General features: G+C 34.3%; 19 protein-coding genes and 3 tRNA genes. 13 read left to right on the forward strand and 9 right to left on the reverse strand.

What is annotated here, in order from left to right:
* The first annotated feature begins 82 nt into the window (after positions 1-82).
* The 4 genes from ACNQGJ_RS05850 to ACNQGJ_RS05865 all read left to right on the forward strand — a co-directional run bounded on the left by ACNQGJ_RS05850 (position 83) and on the right by ACNQGJ_RS05865 (position 1334).
* Positions 83-331 carry a hypothetical protein gene (locus ACNQGJ_RS05850; protein WP_417972120.1) on the forward strand — a complete coding sequence of 83 codons (249 nt, stop codon included), beginning with the start codon at positions 83-85 and terminating at the stop codon, positions 329-331.
* Between the two features lie 4 nt (positions 332-335).
* Positions 336-680, forward strand: coding sequence for a hypothetical protein (locus tag ACNQGJ_RS05855; protein WP_417972122.1), 345 nt, complete (start codon positions 336-338; stop codon positions 678-680).
* Positions 680-1003, forward strand: a complete 324-nt coding sequence (locus tag ACNQGJ_RS05860) for a helix-turn-helix domain-containing protein (RefSeq protein WP_417972124.1) — start codon at positions 680-682, stop codon at positions 1001-1003. The genes ACNQGJ_RS05855 and ACNQGJ_RS05860 overlap by 1 nt, the downstream gene beginning before the upstream one ends.
* A gap of 184 nt (positions 1004-1187) precedes the next feature.
* Positions 1188-1334: a hypothetical protein gene (locus tag ACNQGJ_RS05865; protein WP_417972126.1), complete on the forward strand. Its 147-nt coding sequence runs from the start codon at positions 1188-1190 to the stop codon at positions 1332-1334.
* A 125-nt stretch (positions 1335-1459) separates the two neighbouring features.
* Here ACNQGJ_RS05865 and ACNQGJ_RS05870 read toward each other — a convergent pair.
* The 3 genes from ACNQGJ_RS05870 to ACNQGJ_RS05880 form a co-directional block, all read right to left on the reverse strand.
* Positions 1460-1542: transfer RNA gene (locus tag ACNQGJ_RS05870), tRNA-Leu, on the reverse strand.
* A 40-nt stretch (positions 1543-1582) separates the two neighbouring features.
* Positions 1583-1655: transfer RNA gene (locus ACNQGJ_RS05875), tRNA-Lys, on the reverse strand.
* A 37-nt stretch (positions 1656-1692) separates the two neighbouring features.
* A tRNA-Lys gene (locus tag ACNQGJ_RS05880) sits at positions 1693-1765 on the reverse strand.
* 127 nt (positions 1766-1892) lie between these two features.
* Here ACNQGJ_RS05880 and ACNQGJ_RS05885 point away from each other — a divergent pair.
* Positions 1893-2411, forward strand: coding sequence for a shikimate kinase (locus tag ACNQGJ_RS05885; protein ID WP_417972128.1), 519 nt, complete (start codon positions 1893-1895; stop codon positions 2409-2411).
* Here the strand turns inward: ACNQGJ_RS05885 and ACNQGJ_RS05890 are convergent.
* Positions 2403-2903, reverse strand: a complete 501-nt coding sequence (locus ACNQGJ_RS05890; RefSeq protein WP_417972130.1) for a phosphoribosyltransferase domain-containing protein — start codon at positions 2901-2903, stop codon at positions 2403-2405. The two genes, ACNQGJ_RS05885 and ACNQGJ_RS05890, sit on opposite strands and share 9 nt — an antisense overlap.
* 55 nt (positions 2904-2958) lie before the next feature.
* On the reverse strand, positions 2959-3348 hold the full coding sequence (locus ACNQGJ_RS05895; protein ID WP_417972132.1) for an RNA-binding S4 domain-containing protein: 390 nt from the start codon (positions 3346-3348) through the stop codon (positions 2959-2961).
* A gap of 79 nt (positions 3349-3427) precedes the next feature.
* On the opposite strand from ACNQGJ_RS05895, the gene ACNQGJ_RS05900 reads away from it, so the two are divergent.
* Positions 3428-4414, forward strand: a complete 987-nt coding sequence (locus ACNQGJ_RS05900) for an FKBP-type peptidyl-prolyl cis-trans isomerase (RefSeq protein ID WP_417972134.1) — start codon at positions 3428-3430, stop codon at positions 4412-4414.
* A 66-nt stretch (positions 4415-4480) separates the two neighbouring features.
* Here ACNQGJ_RS05900 and ACNQGJ_RS05905 read toward each other — a convergent pair whose 3' ends face one another.
* The gene (locus ACNQGJ_RS05905) at positions 4481-5434 is read right to left on the reverse strand and encodes a transketolase family protein (protein ID WP_417972136.1); all 954 of its coding nucleotides are present in this window, start codon (positions 5432-5434) and stop codon (positions 4481-4483) included.
* Between the two features lie 82 nt (positions 5435-5516).
* Positions 5517-6368: a transketolase gene (locus ACNQGJ_RS05910; RefSeq protein ID WP_417972138.1), complete on the reverse strand. Its 852-nt coding sequence runs from the start codon at positions 6366-6368 to the stop codon at positions 5517-5519.
* Positions 6369-7091: 723 nt separating this feature from the next.
* Between ACNQGJ_RS05910 and ACNQGJ_RS05915 the strand changes: the two genes are divergently transcribed.
* Both ACNQGJ_RS05915 and ACNQGJ_RS05920 read left to right on the forward strand, forming a co-directional pair.
* Positions 7092-7469, forward strand: coding sequence for a hypothetical protein (locus tag ACNQGJ_RS05915; RefSeq protein ID WP_417972140.1), 378 nt, complete (start codon positions 7092-7094; stop codon positions 7467-7469).
* 191 nt (positions 7470-7660) lie between these two features.
* Positions 7661-8506 (forward strand): alpha/beta hydrolase, encoded by an 846-nt coding sequence (locus ACNQGJ_RS05920; protein WP_417972142.1) that lies wholly within the window; start codon positions 7661-7663, stop codon positions 8504-8506.
* Between the two features lie 74 nt (positions 8507-8580).
* Here ACNQGJ_RS05920 and ACNQGJ_RS05925 read toward each other — a convergent pair whose 3' ends face one another.
* Positions 8581-9000, reverse strand: coding sequence for a DoxX family protein (locus tag ACNQGJ_RS05925; protein WP_417972144.1), 420 nt, complete (start codon positions 8998-9000; stop codon positions 8581-8583).
* Between the two features lie 106 nt (positions 9001-9106).
* Positions 9107-9484, reverse strand: a complete 378-nt coding sequence (locus tag ACNQGJ_RS05930; protein WP_417972146.1) for a ribosomal maturation YjgA family protein — start codon at positions 9482-9484, stop codon at positions 9107-9109.
* 382 nt (positions 9485-9866) lie between these two features.
* Between ACNQGJ_RS05930 and ACNQGJ_RS05935 the strand changes: the two genes are divergently transcribed.
* The 5 genes from ACNQGJ_RS05935 (at position 9867) to guaB (ending at position 15704) form a co-directional block, all read left to right on the forward strand.
* Positions 9867-10886: a quinone-dependent dihydroorotate dehydrogenase gene (locus ACNQGJ_RS05935; RefSeq protein WP_417972148.1), complete on the forward strand. Its 1020-nt coding sequence runs from the start codon at positions 9867-9869 to the stop codon at positions 10884-10886.
* A 202-nt stretch (positions 10887-11088) separates the two neighbouring features.
* Positions 11089-11952: a hydroxymethylglutaryl-CoA lyase gene (locus tag ACNQGJ_RS05940; protein WP_417972150.1), complete on the forward strand. Its 864-nt coding sequence runs from the start codon at positions 11089-11091 to the stop codon at positions 11950-11952.
* A gap of 105 nt (positions 11953-12057) precedes the next feature.
* Complete coding sequence (locus ACNQGJ_RS05945) at positions 12058-12612, forward strand: hypothetical protein (RefSeq protein ID WP_417972152.1); 555 nt, start codon at positions 12058-12060, stop codon at positions 12610-12612.
* On the forward strand, positions 12609-14003 hold the full coding sequence (locus ACNQGJ_RS05950) for a DUF5723 family protein (RefSeq protein ID WP_417972154.1): 1395 nt from the start codon (positions 12609-12611) through the stop codon (positions 14001-14003). The genes ACNQGJ_RS05945 and ACNQGJ_RS05950 overlap by 4 nt, the downstream gene beginning before the upstream one ends.
* 228 nt (positions 14004-14231) lie before the next feature.
* Positions 14232-15704, forward strand: coding sequence for an IMP dehydrogenase (gene guaB, locus ACNQGJ_RS05955; protein ID WP_417972156.1), 1473 nt, complete (start codon positions 14232-14234; stop codon positions 15702-15704).
* The last annotated feature ends 41 nt before the right edge of the window (positions 15705-15745 follow it).

Raw genomic sequence — 15745 nt, forward strand, 5'->3', positions numbered from 1 at the left:
CTATTAACCCTATTAATATAGTGTTTGCAACGGGAAAGTTTAACGGCTTTTTTTATTGTGTAATTTTAAAACCATAATACAAATGCAAAACAAACTAAATGGTACCAAAACAAACAACAGTAGTCTACTACAAAGAATCAAATCCTTATTTCAAGGTAATGCAGTAAGCGGTCCTGCGCACACTCATTTTCATCATCCATCTGTAACCATTAGAAAATCTGAATTAACACTTGATCAGCAAGCTTCATTTGATAAGTTATTTGCCGATTTATTTAATAAAGTTCATACAATAAAAAACCAACCATTATCAAACAAACCATTAAAAAACTAACCACATGGAAAATTTAAAAGACAAATCAAAAGTAGTAGTGTCAATTCTTACTGATGCAATCATATTCTCCAGACTAAGCTGCAAGATGTACGATATTCTAAATATTTTCGATCCTAAAAATCAAGGTCAGGAATTTGATTTAGAATTTAATTACAGCGGTATGAACAACGCGATATCTGTGATGAGAATCAAAGATGACAAGCTTGATAATATATTAGGGGGCATTTATTGTGACTTAGTGTATAGCAAAGAGCAAGACGAACAAATAAGTGAACTCGCTGCCCTTATTTATCAAAAATGGGTAAAGGCTATCAAAAAATATAATTCATCTTATCAACTTACTGCGTAATGGAAACAATTACGATTTCAATTGAAGAATATAATCGTTTACGGAAACACAAACCCAATATGGAAACACTTCAGTTTATACAGATGAATCCTAAAGATTTTAAGCAGGAAATTATCAACGGGATTTTAGAGATTATGGTCAAGCCAAAAGACGAAGAGTCTTTATTGAGCAACGAGCAGACGGCGGAATTTTTCGGAGTAAGTATCGATACCGTCTTAAGGTGGAGGAAAAAGAAAACCATCATAGGCTATATGATTGGAGGATCTGTTCTTTATAAAAAAAGCGAATTGCTCCAGGCCTTGAAGCAAATAAAAGAAAAATAAAAAACCACTCCCGAGCAATACTAAAAAATAGAATTTTTATTTATTCTCAGCAATGTAGAAACCTTTCAGAAATGGGAGGTTTTTTTATGTTAAAAAGTTTAAAACAGTATCGTTACGGAAAACCTCAATGTTGTTGATTTTTAATATTTTAAATTTGATTTTTATAAATCTAAAAAATAAATTTATGGAAGGATTAGGAGCAATATTTGTAATAGCGATTACAATTGGGGTAGTTTTTTTAATGCGCTGGCTTGGAGCTTGGATGCTTAGAATTGATGAAGTGAGTAATATTCAAAATGAAATTCTTAAGGAAATAAAAAAAAGAAATTAATGCTAAAAACTTACTTTAACAGGCAGTAAAAAATATTAAAATACAGAAATAATACAGATTGTAAAACTACAAAACCCTAAAACCTTAATTAATAAAGGCTTAGGGTTTTATTTTTGTTCTAAAAGTGACCACGGTGGGATTTGAACCCACACGCCCTTGCGAGCACCAGCCCCTCAAGCTGGCAAGTCTACCGTTTCTCCACGTGGCCTTAAAAAAAAAGGCCAAGTAATAAATTACTCGACCTTTTGTGACCCGACTGGGGCTCGAACCCAGGACCCCATCATTAAAAGTGATGTGCTCTACCAACTGAGCTATCGAGTCAATGCTTCAAGAAAACTATGTGTTGATCACAAATTTGTGACCCGACTGGGGCTCGAACCCAGGACCCCATCATTAAAAGTGATGTGCTCTACCAACTGAGCTATCGAGTCATATTCTTTCCTTGAATGCGGGTGCAAATATAAGGACTTATTTTGGAGTTTTCCAAGCAATTTTATTATAAATTTGTCTTTTTTAAACAAAATTACTCAACACCTTAATTTGTAAGGTTTTATTCAGATGAAAAAAATTATATTATTAGGATACATGGGGTGTGGTAAGTCCACAATTGCAAATATGCTATCAAAAATTGTCAAAATTCCTTTTGTAGATTTAGATAAAAAGATTGAAGAGAAAGTAAATTTATCTATAAATACCATTTTTGAAAAGCACGGAGAAATTTATTTTAGAAAGTTAGAACATGAAGTTTTTATCGAATTGCTGCATTTGCCGGAACAACTAATCATAGGTTTAGGTGGAGGAACGCCCTGTTATGCCAATAATCATGAGTTGCTAAAAGGCGATAATGTGGTGTCTATTTATCTAAAAGCTTCAATAGATACTTTGTTTGACAGGTTACGTCTCAATAACAGTAAGCGTCCTCTTATTGCAAATAAAAGTGACGCTGAGATGAAAGAGTTTATCGCTAAGCACCTTTTTGATAGAAGTTTTTATTACAATCAAGCGCAATATAAGGTGAGTGTTGATGATAAGACAATTGACCAGACGGTACGCGACATCGTTGCTATATTAGCTTAAATATGCATAATTATCGTTATTTTCGTCAAAAACTACTTGAACATGTTCCAATAATGATGTTGAAAGAGAGATGCCTTTAAAGTCGGCCTTTACAGGATATTTTTTGTGGTTTCGGTCCACAAGTACGGCGGTTTTAAACTTTTTCAAAGGAACCGCTATAAAATGCCGTACTGCATAGATTAATGTAGTGCCGGAATTTAACACATCATCAACAAGAACTAAGCCTTTATTGCCATATTGTTCTTTTGATAAGGAAGTGTAAATAGGTAATTCAGGATTTTGTTTGTTGATCCGCACTTCACAAAGCGAAACTTTTAGAGAAGAAATGGTTTCTAGGGCCACGGCTATTTTTTTCGCAAAAGTAAAGCCATTAGTCGCAATTCCAGCAATGACAATTTCTTCCTCATCTACAAAAGTCTCATAGATTTGGTATGCGATTCTTTTAATTTTATGTTCGATTTCTTGATTTGTCAAGATGATGTTTTTGCTCATTATTTTAATTTAAAAGGTTAACATTCTAGCAATAGGGTGGGATAAAGAGGTGTTTTTAATCGACATCTTTCTCCTCTTCAATCTCATTCCCAAATTCATCAATATCTCTTCGATCTTTTTTGGTAGGTCTTCCTGTACCATTTTTTCGATAATGCTCTTTGGATAATTTCAGTAATTCTAAATGTTGATAGGCTTCTGATGGAGTGTCGTTTCGTCTATAAATATCCACCAATTTAGCTCCAACACGGTTCTCTGGAATATCGAGAACAGTTATAATTTGGGTAATTTGGTCTTTCCGGAACGTGATTTTATCAGTAGGAAAAACTTCCTTTGATGGCTTGGCAACAAGGCCGTTTACTGTTACATGATTCTTTTTACAGGCTTCAGTAACCATATTTCGGGTTTTATAGTATCGCATGCACCATAAATATTTATCTATTCTCATAAATTTTCTAAAATCGGAGTTAAATAGTTTACAAAAATCAATCAAAATTGTATCTTGCGCACTTAAAAATTTAGCTATAATGAACAAATTTAAGTATTATTTTTTTCTATTAATTACAACTGTCTCTTTATTTTCATGTTCAAAAGATGATGCTGCCGCAGAAATCACGCCACCAAGGGACTATGCAGTACAATATGCTACTGATTTAACGGACATTGAAGAATATTTAAAAACTTTTACTATATCAGTTCTGAGTCATCCTGGTTTTTCAGATGATCAAGATGTTACTTTTACAAAAATTCCAACTGGTGGAACACAGCCGTCTATCTATTCTTACTTGAATAGCGCCACTTTTCCTAAACTTTTGAGCAAAGAGGTGAAACTTCATGATATAACATATAAGTTGTATTATTTAGTGCTAAGAGAAGGAGTGGGAGAGAGACCGTCTAATATTGACGGGGTATTGTCTGCCTACAAAGGAGATTATTTATCTCGTCAAAAAATAGTTGAAGTAGAAACCTTAACTGCAACTCAATTCGAACAAGTTAGGAATCCACAACAATTCTTAAGTTTATTTAGTACTATAACAGGATGGGGTGAAACTTTTCCGGAGTTTAAATCAGGCACCTATTCCTCTAATGTTGATGATGGTACCGTTTCTTATAAAGATTTTGGAGCAGGAATTATGTTTCTTCCATCAGGACTTGGATATTACAATTCAGGGAGTGCTAGCATTCCAGCATATGCTCCTTTAGTTTTTAGTTTTAAATTATTTGCAGTTAACAGAATTGATTCTGATGGCGATGGAATTATGAATTTTCAAGAAGATCTAAACGGTGATGGTTACATGCGCGTTTTAGCAAAAGGTGTTGTGAATCCTGATGATTCAGATGGAGATGGAATTCCTAATTTTTTAGATACTGACGATGATGGTGACGGTGTAAGTACCAGAACAGAAATTACTGGTGCTAATGGCGTTTTGATTCCATTTGCAGCTATTCCTAGTTGTGATGGAAATACCACCGATCCAGCAAGGATAAAAAGACATTTAGTGAAGTGCAATTAAAAAAATATAAGTCAAAAAAAATCCAGTTCAATTGAACTGGATTTTTTTTGGTGTAACATGAAATGTTTATTTTCTTTTCATTACTCTTTCTACAGCTTCAACAATTGCTTGATTGTTCAATTTGTATTTTTCCATTAATTTTTCAGGTGTTCCAGATTCTCCAAAACTGTCATTTACAGCAACAAACTCTTGTGGAGCAGGACTGTTTAATGCTAATACTCTGGAAACGCTTTCGCCAAGACCACCAATAATATTATGTTCTTCAGCAGTAACGATACATTTTGTTTTTGCCAATGATTTCAAAATCGCTTCTTCATCCAATGGTTTGATAGTGTGAATATTGATCACTTCGGCAGAAATACCTTTAGCTTCTAATGCTTCAGCAGCGATAAGAGCTTCCCAAACTAAGTGTCCTGTAGCAATAATTGTTACATCCGAACCTTCGCTTAAAACAATTGCTTTCCCGATGACGAAAGGTTCGTCAGCTGGCATAAAGTTAGGTACAACTGGACGACCAAAACGCAAATAAACAGGGCCATGGTGATCTGCAATTGCCAATGTAGCTGCTTTAGTTTGATTGTAATCACAAGTATTGATTACAGTCATTCCAGGTAACATTTTCATTAATCCAATGTCTTCAAGAATTTGATGCGTTGCACCGTCTTCACCTAATGTTAATCCAGCGTGTGAAGCACATATTTTCACATTTTTTTCAGAATACGCTACCGATTGACGGATTTGATCATACACTCTTCCTGTAGAAAAATTAGCGAAAGTTCCAGTAAAAGGAATTTTCCCACCGATAGTTAAACCAGCAGCTATTCCGATCATATTTGCCTCGGCAATTCCAATTTGGAAAAAACGTTCTGGGTGATTTTTCTTGAAATCGTCAAATTTTAAAGAACCAATTAAATCCGCGCAAAGTGCCACCACATTTTCATTCTTTTGACCTAATTCAGTCATTCCCGCTCCAAAACCCGAACGAGTATCTTTACTTCCTGTATTTGTATATTTTTTCATTATTCTGCTTTAATTGAAAGATTAAAAAGTTGAAAGATTAAAAAATTCTGCATTCAGAAATCGTTAATTTTCAATCTTAATTCTAGTAATCGCTTGCGGCTTCCGTGTAGTTTTGACCTAAAGCAATTTCAAGTTGTGTATCGTTTGGCGCTTTACCGTGCCATGCATGACTGTACATCATAAAATCTACACCGTTACCCATTTCAGTATGCAACAACACACAAACCGGTTTTCCTTTTCCAGTTCTTGATTTTGCATCGTTCATTCCGGCAATAATGGCGTCAATATCATTTCCTTTTTCAATTTCTAAAACATCCCAATCAAAAGCTTCAAATTTAGCACGGATACTTCCCATTGGTAAAACTTCGTCAGTTGTTCCGTCAATTTGTTTTCCGTTCAAATCGATTGTAGCGATAAGATTGTCCACTTTTTTTGCAGAAGCATACATAATTGCTTCCCAGTTTTGACCTTCTTGTAATTCACCATCTCCGTGAAGCGTATAAATAATATGGTTGTCACCATTTAATTTTTTAGCTTGGGCAGCACCAATTCCTATTGATAATCCTTGTCCGAGAGAACCAGACGCAATTCTCACCCCAGGTAAACCATCGTGAGTAGTTGGGTGACCTTGTAATCTTGAATTGATCAAACGGAAAGTTGCTAATTCCGATACCGGGAAATAACCACTTCTCGCTAAAACGCTATAGAACACAGGAGAAATATGTCCGTTTGAAAGGAAGAAAAGATCTTCTCCAATACCGTCCATATCAAAACCTTCTTTGCGTTCCATTATATTTTGGTATAAGGTTACCAGAAATTCAGTACAACCTAGAGAACCACCTGGGTGACCTGAGTTGACAGCGTGTACCATTCGAAGAATATCTCTTCTGACTTGGATTGTTAAGTCATTTAATTGTTGTGTGTTAGGCTTCATTTTATGTGTAAAAGTTAAACTATTGCAAATATAATTTTTATTTAGGGTTACCGCAAAAGTTTTCACGAATATTTAGGGTAACATTCCTTTTAGATTTAAGGACACTAAAAACACCAACTGACGGTTGTATATTTCATAAAACAGCACGCATTTGAATTGTTTTTGTCATTGCATAAATACAGAGTAACGGTAAATTCTCCAATTACCTTAATTGCTAAAGATTGTGTCCGTTGGCTTCACCCGTTTATTGTTTGCTGAGAATGCAATTCATCTGAGATATTACCGGAACAAACCAGCAACTTGTTCCCATTTCTTGGCGAATAATAAACGGGCAGCCTTTTCCCTATTTTAAAAGTAAATATATACGATTAAACTGATATAAAGTTATATTTTGTAAAATGTAGTTTGATTATTTTGCAATAAAATGTTGCGATCTATTCTAAACAAGCGAGATTAAATTAAGAAACTATAGATTCTAATTTCCTGATTTTAGGATAATAAAATAAGTACGGTAATAACGCCAACAACCATTTATTTAAAGGTTTAGGTAGCTTTTCTTTCTGATTTAGTGTAAATTAGCATTTGCTATTCGAAAAAGTAATGTTGGTATTTACTACCACTAATTGGAAACTGCAGCTTGTTTTTTAATGAAAAAAAATTTCATCCTTCACGGCAAGATTTTAGCTATTCAACAATATTAGTATCAATAAAAAAATAAATATTATGTCAGTAAAAAGTAAAAAACAATTTGGAGTTTGGATGGATTCCCATAACGCAACAATTGTAGGTCGAGAAAGTGTAGATTCAGGTAATTTCGTGGTGTTAGGTCACGAAAAAGTAGACGGTCAAGGCAGTAATTCAAGTGAGAATGCAGCAAATAATGCGGAAAGAGATTTACTTCACAAATTATTCAAAAATATCACCTCGCACATGCAGAATGTTGACGAATTGCATGTTACTGGTTCAGGCACGACTCAAGAACAATTTATTAAATATTTGAAAGAGACACCACAGTACAAAAATGTTGAGGCTAAAGAAAGCACTTCAAATAAAATGAGTGATGATAGTTTAATTGAATATGTGACGTCACAGTTCATGTAATCTATAGTAAAAAATTGGAGTGAGGTTGTTTAATGGAAGAAAGGCAGCCTCTTTTTTTTGAGTTATTTTTCCGTTTTTTAAATTAGAATTAAAATATAGAATCGTTTTTAGTACTTGCTGATTTTTAACTGTGTTTTTTAAAAATGGTTTGTGACACGATTTTTTCTCAAGCTTAGAATTCGTAAAATAAAATGAACATGCGCTTCTCTTTTGTAATCATCATTTTTTCGGCTGGGGTTCTACTGGTTAACTGTGGTGCGAAAAAAAGTACTGATGTTTCTTATTTAGAATCTTCGGAAAAAAACGGGGTAAAAATGCCTCAGCTGAACGTTTTTGTTCCCAGAAAATCGAGCGCAACGCAATTGCCGGTATTGATCTTTGTTCATGGAGGAAACTGGAACAGCGGCAGAAAAGGAACGTATGATTTATTAGGAAGGAATTTTGCACGTAAAGGCGTAATTACCGTTATTCCGGATTATACCCTGAGTCCGGACGCAATTTATGATGATATGGCACGTCAAATTGTGTCTGTTATACAGTGGACAAAAAAGAATATCAGCCAGTATAACGGGAATCCAAATACCATTTACGTTACTGGTCATTCTGCAGGAGGACATCTTGGCGCTTTAGCAGTTATGAATCCCAAATATGGAATTGATTCCGGCAGTATTTCTGGAATCATCCTCAACGATGCGGCAGGATTGGATATGAAAAATTATTTAGATGAAAATCCACCCACTTCAAAAGACGATTATCTGGTTACTTGGAGCTCAAATCCCGCGCAGTGGAAAGATGCTTCGCCAATTTATTTTTTAAATAATAACACGCCTCCTTTTTTAATTTATATTGGAAATAAAACCTATAATTCTATAAAAATTGCGAATAACCGTTTTGTAAATGCTTTGAAACCTTTCCAACCGAAGGTCACGCCAATATTCTTGAATAAGAAACACGTTCCAATGGTGCTTCAGTATTTTTCGCCTTGGAGTAATCGATTTGATGAGATTATAGCTTTTATGAAACTGCACAATAAGTAAAATCTTAAATGTACGGTGTGAAGAGTATGCCTAAAGTAGCACCAAAGTAAAATATATAATTTGCAACAGTTTGATCAGACTTCTCTTTTCAAAACGGTATCCATTGAGTAGGCACCACTTCCTATTAAAAAGAGCGCAATATAAGAAAGCAAATACAGTAAGGCAGGTTCAATTGTTCCCAGATCGTCATTAATATGAACAATAAACACGGCAACTGCCATTGTAATAATAAGCGGAATTAACGCTAGCCTGGTCCACAATCCTACTATGATTAATAAGGAGCATAATACCTCGGCAAAAACAGTCAAAGCTAATGATGCGGGGACACCAATGCCTATTGGATCACCAAATTCCATCGTTCCGTTCACTAACTTCATCAGTTTTGGGATGCCATGACTTAACATCAATAAACCAAGTGTTAATCGTAAAATAAGGGAAGCCCAGGCAGTTGCGTTTGCGGACCAGGAAATTGGAGATAATAGTTTTTGAATCATAATAAAATTTTTTAATATAATGTTCTTACAAACGTAAGATTTATTTACAAGAATGTGCGGTATGAAAAGGCTTATTTTACCTGTAGCTCATAGTTATTATCGCATTTTATGATCTGGTTTTAAAGCGGCATTTTTCAATAAAGATAATAGATGATATGCCAAGAATATAGGCAAGCAGATCCATCCACGCAAATGAACTTCCAAGAACAGCGGTAGCAATTTGAGAGTGCTGTAAACCTAGTATTTCAACCGTTTTAAAATATTGTGCAATTTCAATAGCGAATGCAAAGACTAACACAAGACTCGCAGCCAGCCATACCGAAACGTTTACAAATGCTTTTAGAAAACTATATAGTAGCATGACCACTAAAAAATCTCCAAAATAAGGCCTTATAAAGTTGTCATGAACAAACCAAGCGATGGCAATTTCTACGAGAAAAAATAAAACTGTAAACGTAAAATATTTTAAGTTGAAATATAGCATATTCGTTATTATCAGTTTGCAGATTTATTTTTTTTTATTCATTTTTGTTGATCATTTATTGTATTGTCTTTTCAAGTCGCACTATTTTAGTCTGATAAGGGACAAAGATCTACTGAAACTTAACTATTTTTATAAGTGCTTTTTAAACTTAAATATTAAAAAGCAAATCAAAATTTTATTTTTAATCGACAGATAGTACTTACAGCCAAATCTTTAATAGTAATTGTTCCGACTGATTCTGTTAAAAATAAATAAAAATTAGTTTAGAAAAATTTAATTTGAAAAGAATATTTGAAGCTATAAAATGATTTTCTAAAATTATTTTTCAAATATTTATTTATCGACTAGATAATTCTATTTTTGCACGACCAACACAATAAACATGTATAAATTAATAATTCGCCCAATACTTTTTTGGTTTGATCCGGAAAAAGTTCATTATTTTACTTTTTCAGTGATTCAATTTTTATCAAAAATACCTGGATTTTCATTCTTTTTCAAATCAATGTATGACATTGATGACCCAAGACTAGAAACGGAAGTATTTGGATTGAAATTTAAAAATCCAGTTGGACTTGCAGCAGGGTTTGATAAGGATGCCAAATTGTATACAGAATTGTCCAATTTTGGTTTTGGTTTTATCGAAATAGGAACGCTAACTCCAAAGGGACAGGAAGGAAACCCTAAAAAACGATTGTTTCGTTTAAAAGAAGATCGTGCAATTATCAACAGAATGGGTTTCAATAACGGCGGAGTTTTAGAAGCGGTGGAACGTTTGAAACAAAATAAAGGGGTGTTAATAGGTGGAAACATTGGTAAAAATAAGTTGACACCAAACGAAGAAGCCACTTCAGATTACGAAATTTGTTTTGATGCATTATATGATTATGTTGATTATTTTGTGGTGAATGTGAGTTCGCCAAACACGCCAAATCTTCGAGCATTGCAAGACAAGGAACCGTTGACACACTTGTTGCAAACCTTACAAAATAAAAATTTGGCTAAGCCAAGACAGAAACCAATTCTCTTGAAAATTGCTCCTGATTTAACAGATGAACAGTTGCTTGACATCATAGCTATAATTCAGGACACTAATATTGCAGGCGTAATTGCTACTAACACGACGATTTCTCGCGAAGGATTGCAATCAAATAATAAAACGGAAATAGGTGGGTTATCAGGAAAACCATTAACACAACGTTCTACCGAAGTAATCCGTTTTTTATCTGAAAAAAGTAATAAAGCCTTCCCAATTATTGGAGTAGGAGGCATCCATTCCGCCGCCGATGCACTAGAGAAATTAGATGCCGGAGCAAGTTTAGTTCAGTTGTACACCGGTTTTATTTATGAAGGTCCGTCTTTGGTGAAAGCCATAAACAAAAAGATTTTAGAAAGATTGTAATACTCCATATTGAAGACGGCAGTTTTCTCGAGTTGATAATGTCTCAGGGATTACTTATGATAATTCATTCATAATTTAAAAATCAAGTTTAATTCTAAAATTTTAATATCAAAATAGTACCAAAATATGTAATACCATCAATTTTATAAATTTTAAAATCATAATTTTAAAATCTTAATTGTTTTTCTATCTTTGGCTTTCTATGGAGCCAATAAAAATTATAGAATGTCCACGTGATGCCATGCAAGGCATAAAGCCATTTATTCCTACGGCAAAAAAAGTGACTTACATCCAGTCTTTATTGCGTGTAGGTTTTGATACTATAGATTTTGGCAGCTTTGTTTCGCCTAAAGCGATTCCGCAAATGCAGGATACCGCTGAAGTTTTGGCACAACTTGATCTATCGCAGACTAAAAGCAAATTATTGGCAATTATTGCAAATACCCAAGGAGCAACTTTAGCTTCAAATCATTCTGAAATACAGTATTTAGGATTTCCTTTTTCGATTTCCGAGAATTTCCAAATGCGAAATACCCATAAGACAATTGCCGAATCATTAATTACGTTACAAGAAATCCTTGAAATTGCCGATCGCACTAATAAGGAAGTTGTTGCCTACCTTTCGATGGGATTTGGTAATCCTTACGGTGATCCTTGGAGCGTTGAAATTGTAGGAGAGTGGACTGAAAAATTAGCTCAAATGGGAGTCAAAATTTTATCTCTTTCAGACACGGTAGGAAGTTCAACACCAGATATGATTTCATATTTATTTTCGAATTTAATTCCAAAATACCCTAAAATAGAATTTGGCGCCCATCTTCATACTACACCGGAGAAGTGGTTGGAGAAAATTGATGCGGCTTACAAAGCAGGTTGTCGCCGTTTTGATGGTGCTATTCAAGGTTTTGGCGGATGTCCCATGGCTACCGATGATTTAACGGGTAATATGCCCACAGAGAAGCTATTGTCCTATTTCACATCGCAAAAAGTAACGACAGATACGAGTCCCATGAGTTTTGAAAGTGCTTACAATGAGGCTTCAAAGTTATTTGGTGAATTTCATTAAAATTAAAAAGTGATATTCGTAGTTGCGCTCTAGATCTTACAAATAATATGTTAATGATTAATACGTTAGTTATTCAGTTCCCCAATTTATTTTTAATAGACTAATATGATGAAACTAAGAGCCATCCGTAGACTGATAAGCATACCAATGCTGATCTTATTTTTGTCTTCTTGCGCAAGTGATTTAGATTATAATCAAGTAAATGACATAAAATTAGAACCTGTGTTTATATCAAATTTAGCTTATTTTGATATTCAGGCAAATCAATTTGTAACTGGAGGTGTTGAACAAAACGTAATTTATGCTGCGCCAACTGTTGCGATATTCAATGAAAAATTTTTCAGGGATAATTTAAAGAGAGTTGATATTTTTTTTGAATTTAACAATACTATAAGAAGAGATTACAAAATAGATTTAGTGTTTATGGACCGAAATAATCAGCCAGTTCATTCCACAAACTTTTTCTTACGAGCTTATTCCGGTGCAGAAAATTTAGTTACAAAAACTGAAATATTTGAAAACGCTTCATTGGATTTATTAAAGAGAACGACTAACATTGCCTTCACGCTCACCATGCTTTCGGGACCCCAATTAAGCGAAAGCAGCACGGGAAGTTTAAAATTACGTTCAGGAATAACCGCTTATTTTATACTGGAATGAGAAAAATAATTTTGATTTTTGCTCTGTTTCTAACAGTAGGTTGCTTTTCACAAAACAAACAGATTTTATATAATTTCACTTCAGTACCCCAGTCATTGCTGGCTAATCCGGGCGGTGATGTCAAATACGATTGGTATTTAGGAATTCCTCTGCTGTCTGGTATTTCTGCCAATGTAGGTTCTAGTGGATTCTCCGCGTACGATTTATTTGCTGATAATGGCGTAGACTTTAATGTAAAACTGCGAAATGTAGTATTTTCCACAACACGAAAAGATAGAGTAGCCATAAACGAACAAATAGAATTATTTAACGGAGGATTTAAAATAGCGGGAGATCAAGGAGATTCCTTTGTTTCTTTTGGGGTGTACCAAGAATTTGATTTTATGAGTTATATTCCTAAAGATATTGCAATTTTAGCTTTGGATGGAAATCAAAATTATTTGGGCAAAGTATTCAATTTAGGGGATTTAAATGTAAATGCAGATATGCTTACAGTTTTTCATCTTGGATTTCATAAAAATATAAATGAAAAATTAATTTTGGGAGCGCGCGGAAAGATTTATTCTAGTATTTATAATGTCAATTCAACTAATAATTCAGGATATATTTATACAATTCCCTCCACACAGGGGGTTTATGAACAAATGATTTATTCGGATTTACAACTCAATACATCAGGGATTGCTAAATATGATGATGCTGATGATGATTCCAATGTGGTGAAAGATATCACTAAAAGAGCTTTTTTAGGAGGTAATTTAGGTTTGGGATTTGATGCTGGTTTAACTTATTATCCAAAGAAAAATATTCAATTAACAGCAAGTGTAATTGATTTTGGTTTTATAAAACATACCAAAGAAGTTGAAAATTTGACTTTAAAGGGGACGTACAAATATGAAGGTGTGCTTCCCAAATTCAATTCTGGAGGAATAGGAGAAGATGACTTTCAGGAATTTAAGGATGCGATTCCCTTGGATACCTTATACGCCGATTACACAACTTGGAGACCAACAAAATTCAATACTTCCGTTCAATTTTCATTCGAAGAAGAAGTATCTGAAGACTGCAATTGTCTTCATTATGATCCTGAAACTATTTATAAAAGTGCTGTAGGTGCACAATTATTCGTATTGTCTACACCGAGAACGCCTTTAGTAGCTTTTACGACTTATTATAGAAGAAAAATTTTCAATTCGTTCCAAATGAAGGCAACGTATACCATAGATTCCTATTCCTACAAAAATGTAGGATTGGGATTATCCAGTATGTTTGGACCGGTTAATTTCTACGTTCTTGCTGATAATCTATTGGAATATAACGATGTCAGTAAAGCCAATAGTTTATCTTTTCAGCTAGGGCTTAATGTTATTTTTAAGAATAATAAAAAATAATATTGGGTTTGTATTTGAATTTTTGTCGATTAAATCTGCTGTAATTTTCTATTCATTCTGTCCTTGAAAAACGAATGAATCAAATTTTCTTGATTGCAATCCAAAGAATAATTTAGGACCAAATAATTGACTTTGAACTACAATTTAATTATTTATTGGAACTTGATAGCGATTTTTTGCTTAAAATTATCTATATTTGCACGCAATTAAACTCCAACTACAATTGCAATGATCGCACACAACTCTAAGATTATCGGTGAAGGATTAACTTACGATGATGTTCTGTTAGTTCCCAATTACTCAAATGTGCTTCCTCGCGAAGTGAGTATTCAATCTAAATTTTCAAGAAATATTACACTTAATGTTCCTATTGTGTCTGCTGCTATGGATACAGTTACCGAAAGTGCAATGGCAATTGCTATGGCGCAAGAAGGCGGAATTGGTGTTTTACATAAAAATATGACTATCGAGCAACAAGCTGCGAAAGTTAGAAAAGTAAAACGTGCAGAGTCAGGAATGATTATCGATCCGGTTACTTTGCCATTGACTTCTACCGTTGCAGATGCTAAAAGTGCAATGAAAGAATTTGGTATTGGTGGTATTCCAATTGTAGATGAAAACCAAATATTAAAAGGAATTGTTACAAATAGAGATTTACGTTTCGAAAAAAATAGTTCAAGACCTATTGTTGAGGTGATGACTAGTGAAAACTTAGTAACTGTTGCTGAAGGTACGTCTTTGGAACAGGCAGAAGTAGTTTTACAAGGTCATAAAATTGAAAAACTTCCAGTAGTAAATGCTGATTATAAATTAGTGGGTCTGATTACCTTTAGGGACATCACTAAATTGACTCAAAAACCAAATGCAAACAAAGACAAATACGGACGTTTACGTGTAGCTGCTGCGTTAGGTGTAACTGCAGATGCAGTTGAAAGAGCTACTGCTTTGGTTAAGGCCGGGGTAGATGCGGTTATAATCGATACCGCTCACGGACACACAAAAGGAGTTGTCGATGTATTAAAATTAGTTAAAGCTAAATTTCCGGAATTAGACGTTATTGTTGGTAATATTGCCACTGCTGAAGCAGCCAAATATCTTGTTGAAAATGGTGCAGATGGAGTAAAAGTAGGTATTGGTCCAGGGTCTATTTGTACGACTCGTATTGTTGCCGGTGTTGGTTTTCCTCAGTTTTCAGCTGTTCTTGAAGTAGCTGCGGCTATCAAAGGTTCTGGAGTTCCAGTAATTGCTGATGGTGGAATTCGTTACACTGGAGATATTCCAAAAGCTATTGCTGCAGGTGCTGATTGTGTAATGTTGGGTTCATTACTTGCTGGTACGATGGAATCTCCTGGTGAAACTATTATTTTCGAAGGAAGAAAATTTAAGTCATACCGTGGTATGGGTTCTGTTGAAGCAATGCAAGAAGGTTCAAAAGACCGTTATTTTCAAGATGTGGAAGATGATGTGAAAAAGCTGGTTCCGGAAGGAATTGTGGGGCGTGTTCCTTATAAAGGAGAGTTGAACGAAAGTATGCAACAATTTATTGGTGGTCTTCGTGCTGGAATGGGTTATTGCGGTTCAAAAGATATTCCAACATTACAGGAAACAGGACGTTTTGTTCGTATTACAGCAAGCGGAATCAATGAAAGTCATCCTCATAACGTAACGATTACAAAAGAAGCTCCCAATTATTCTAGATAATACCTTTTAAAATTATAAAAAATCAGCATAATTAATTCCGT

This window comes from Flavobacterium cryophilum (assembly GCF_048286555.1).
GTDB lineage: Bacteria > Bacteroidota > Bacteroidia > Flavobacteriales > Flavobacteriaceae > Flavobacterium.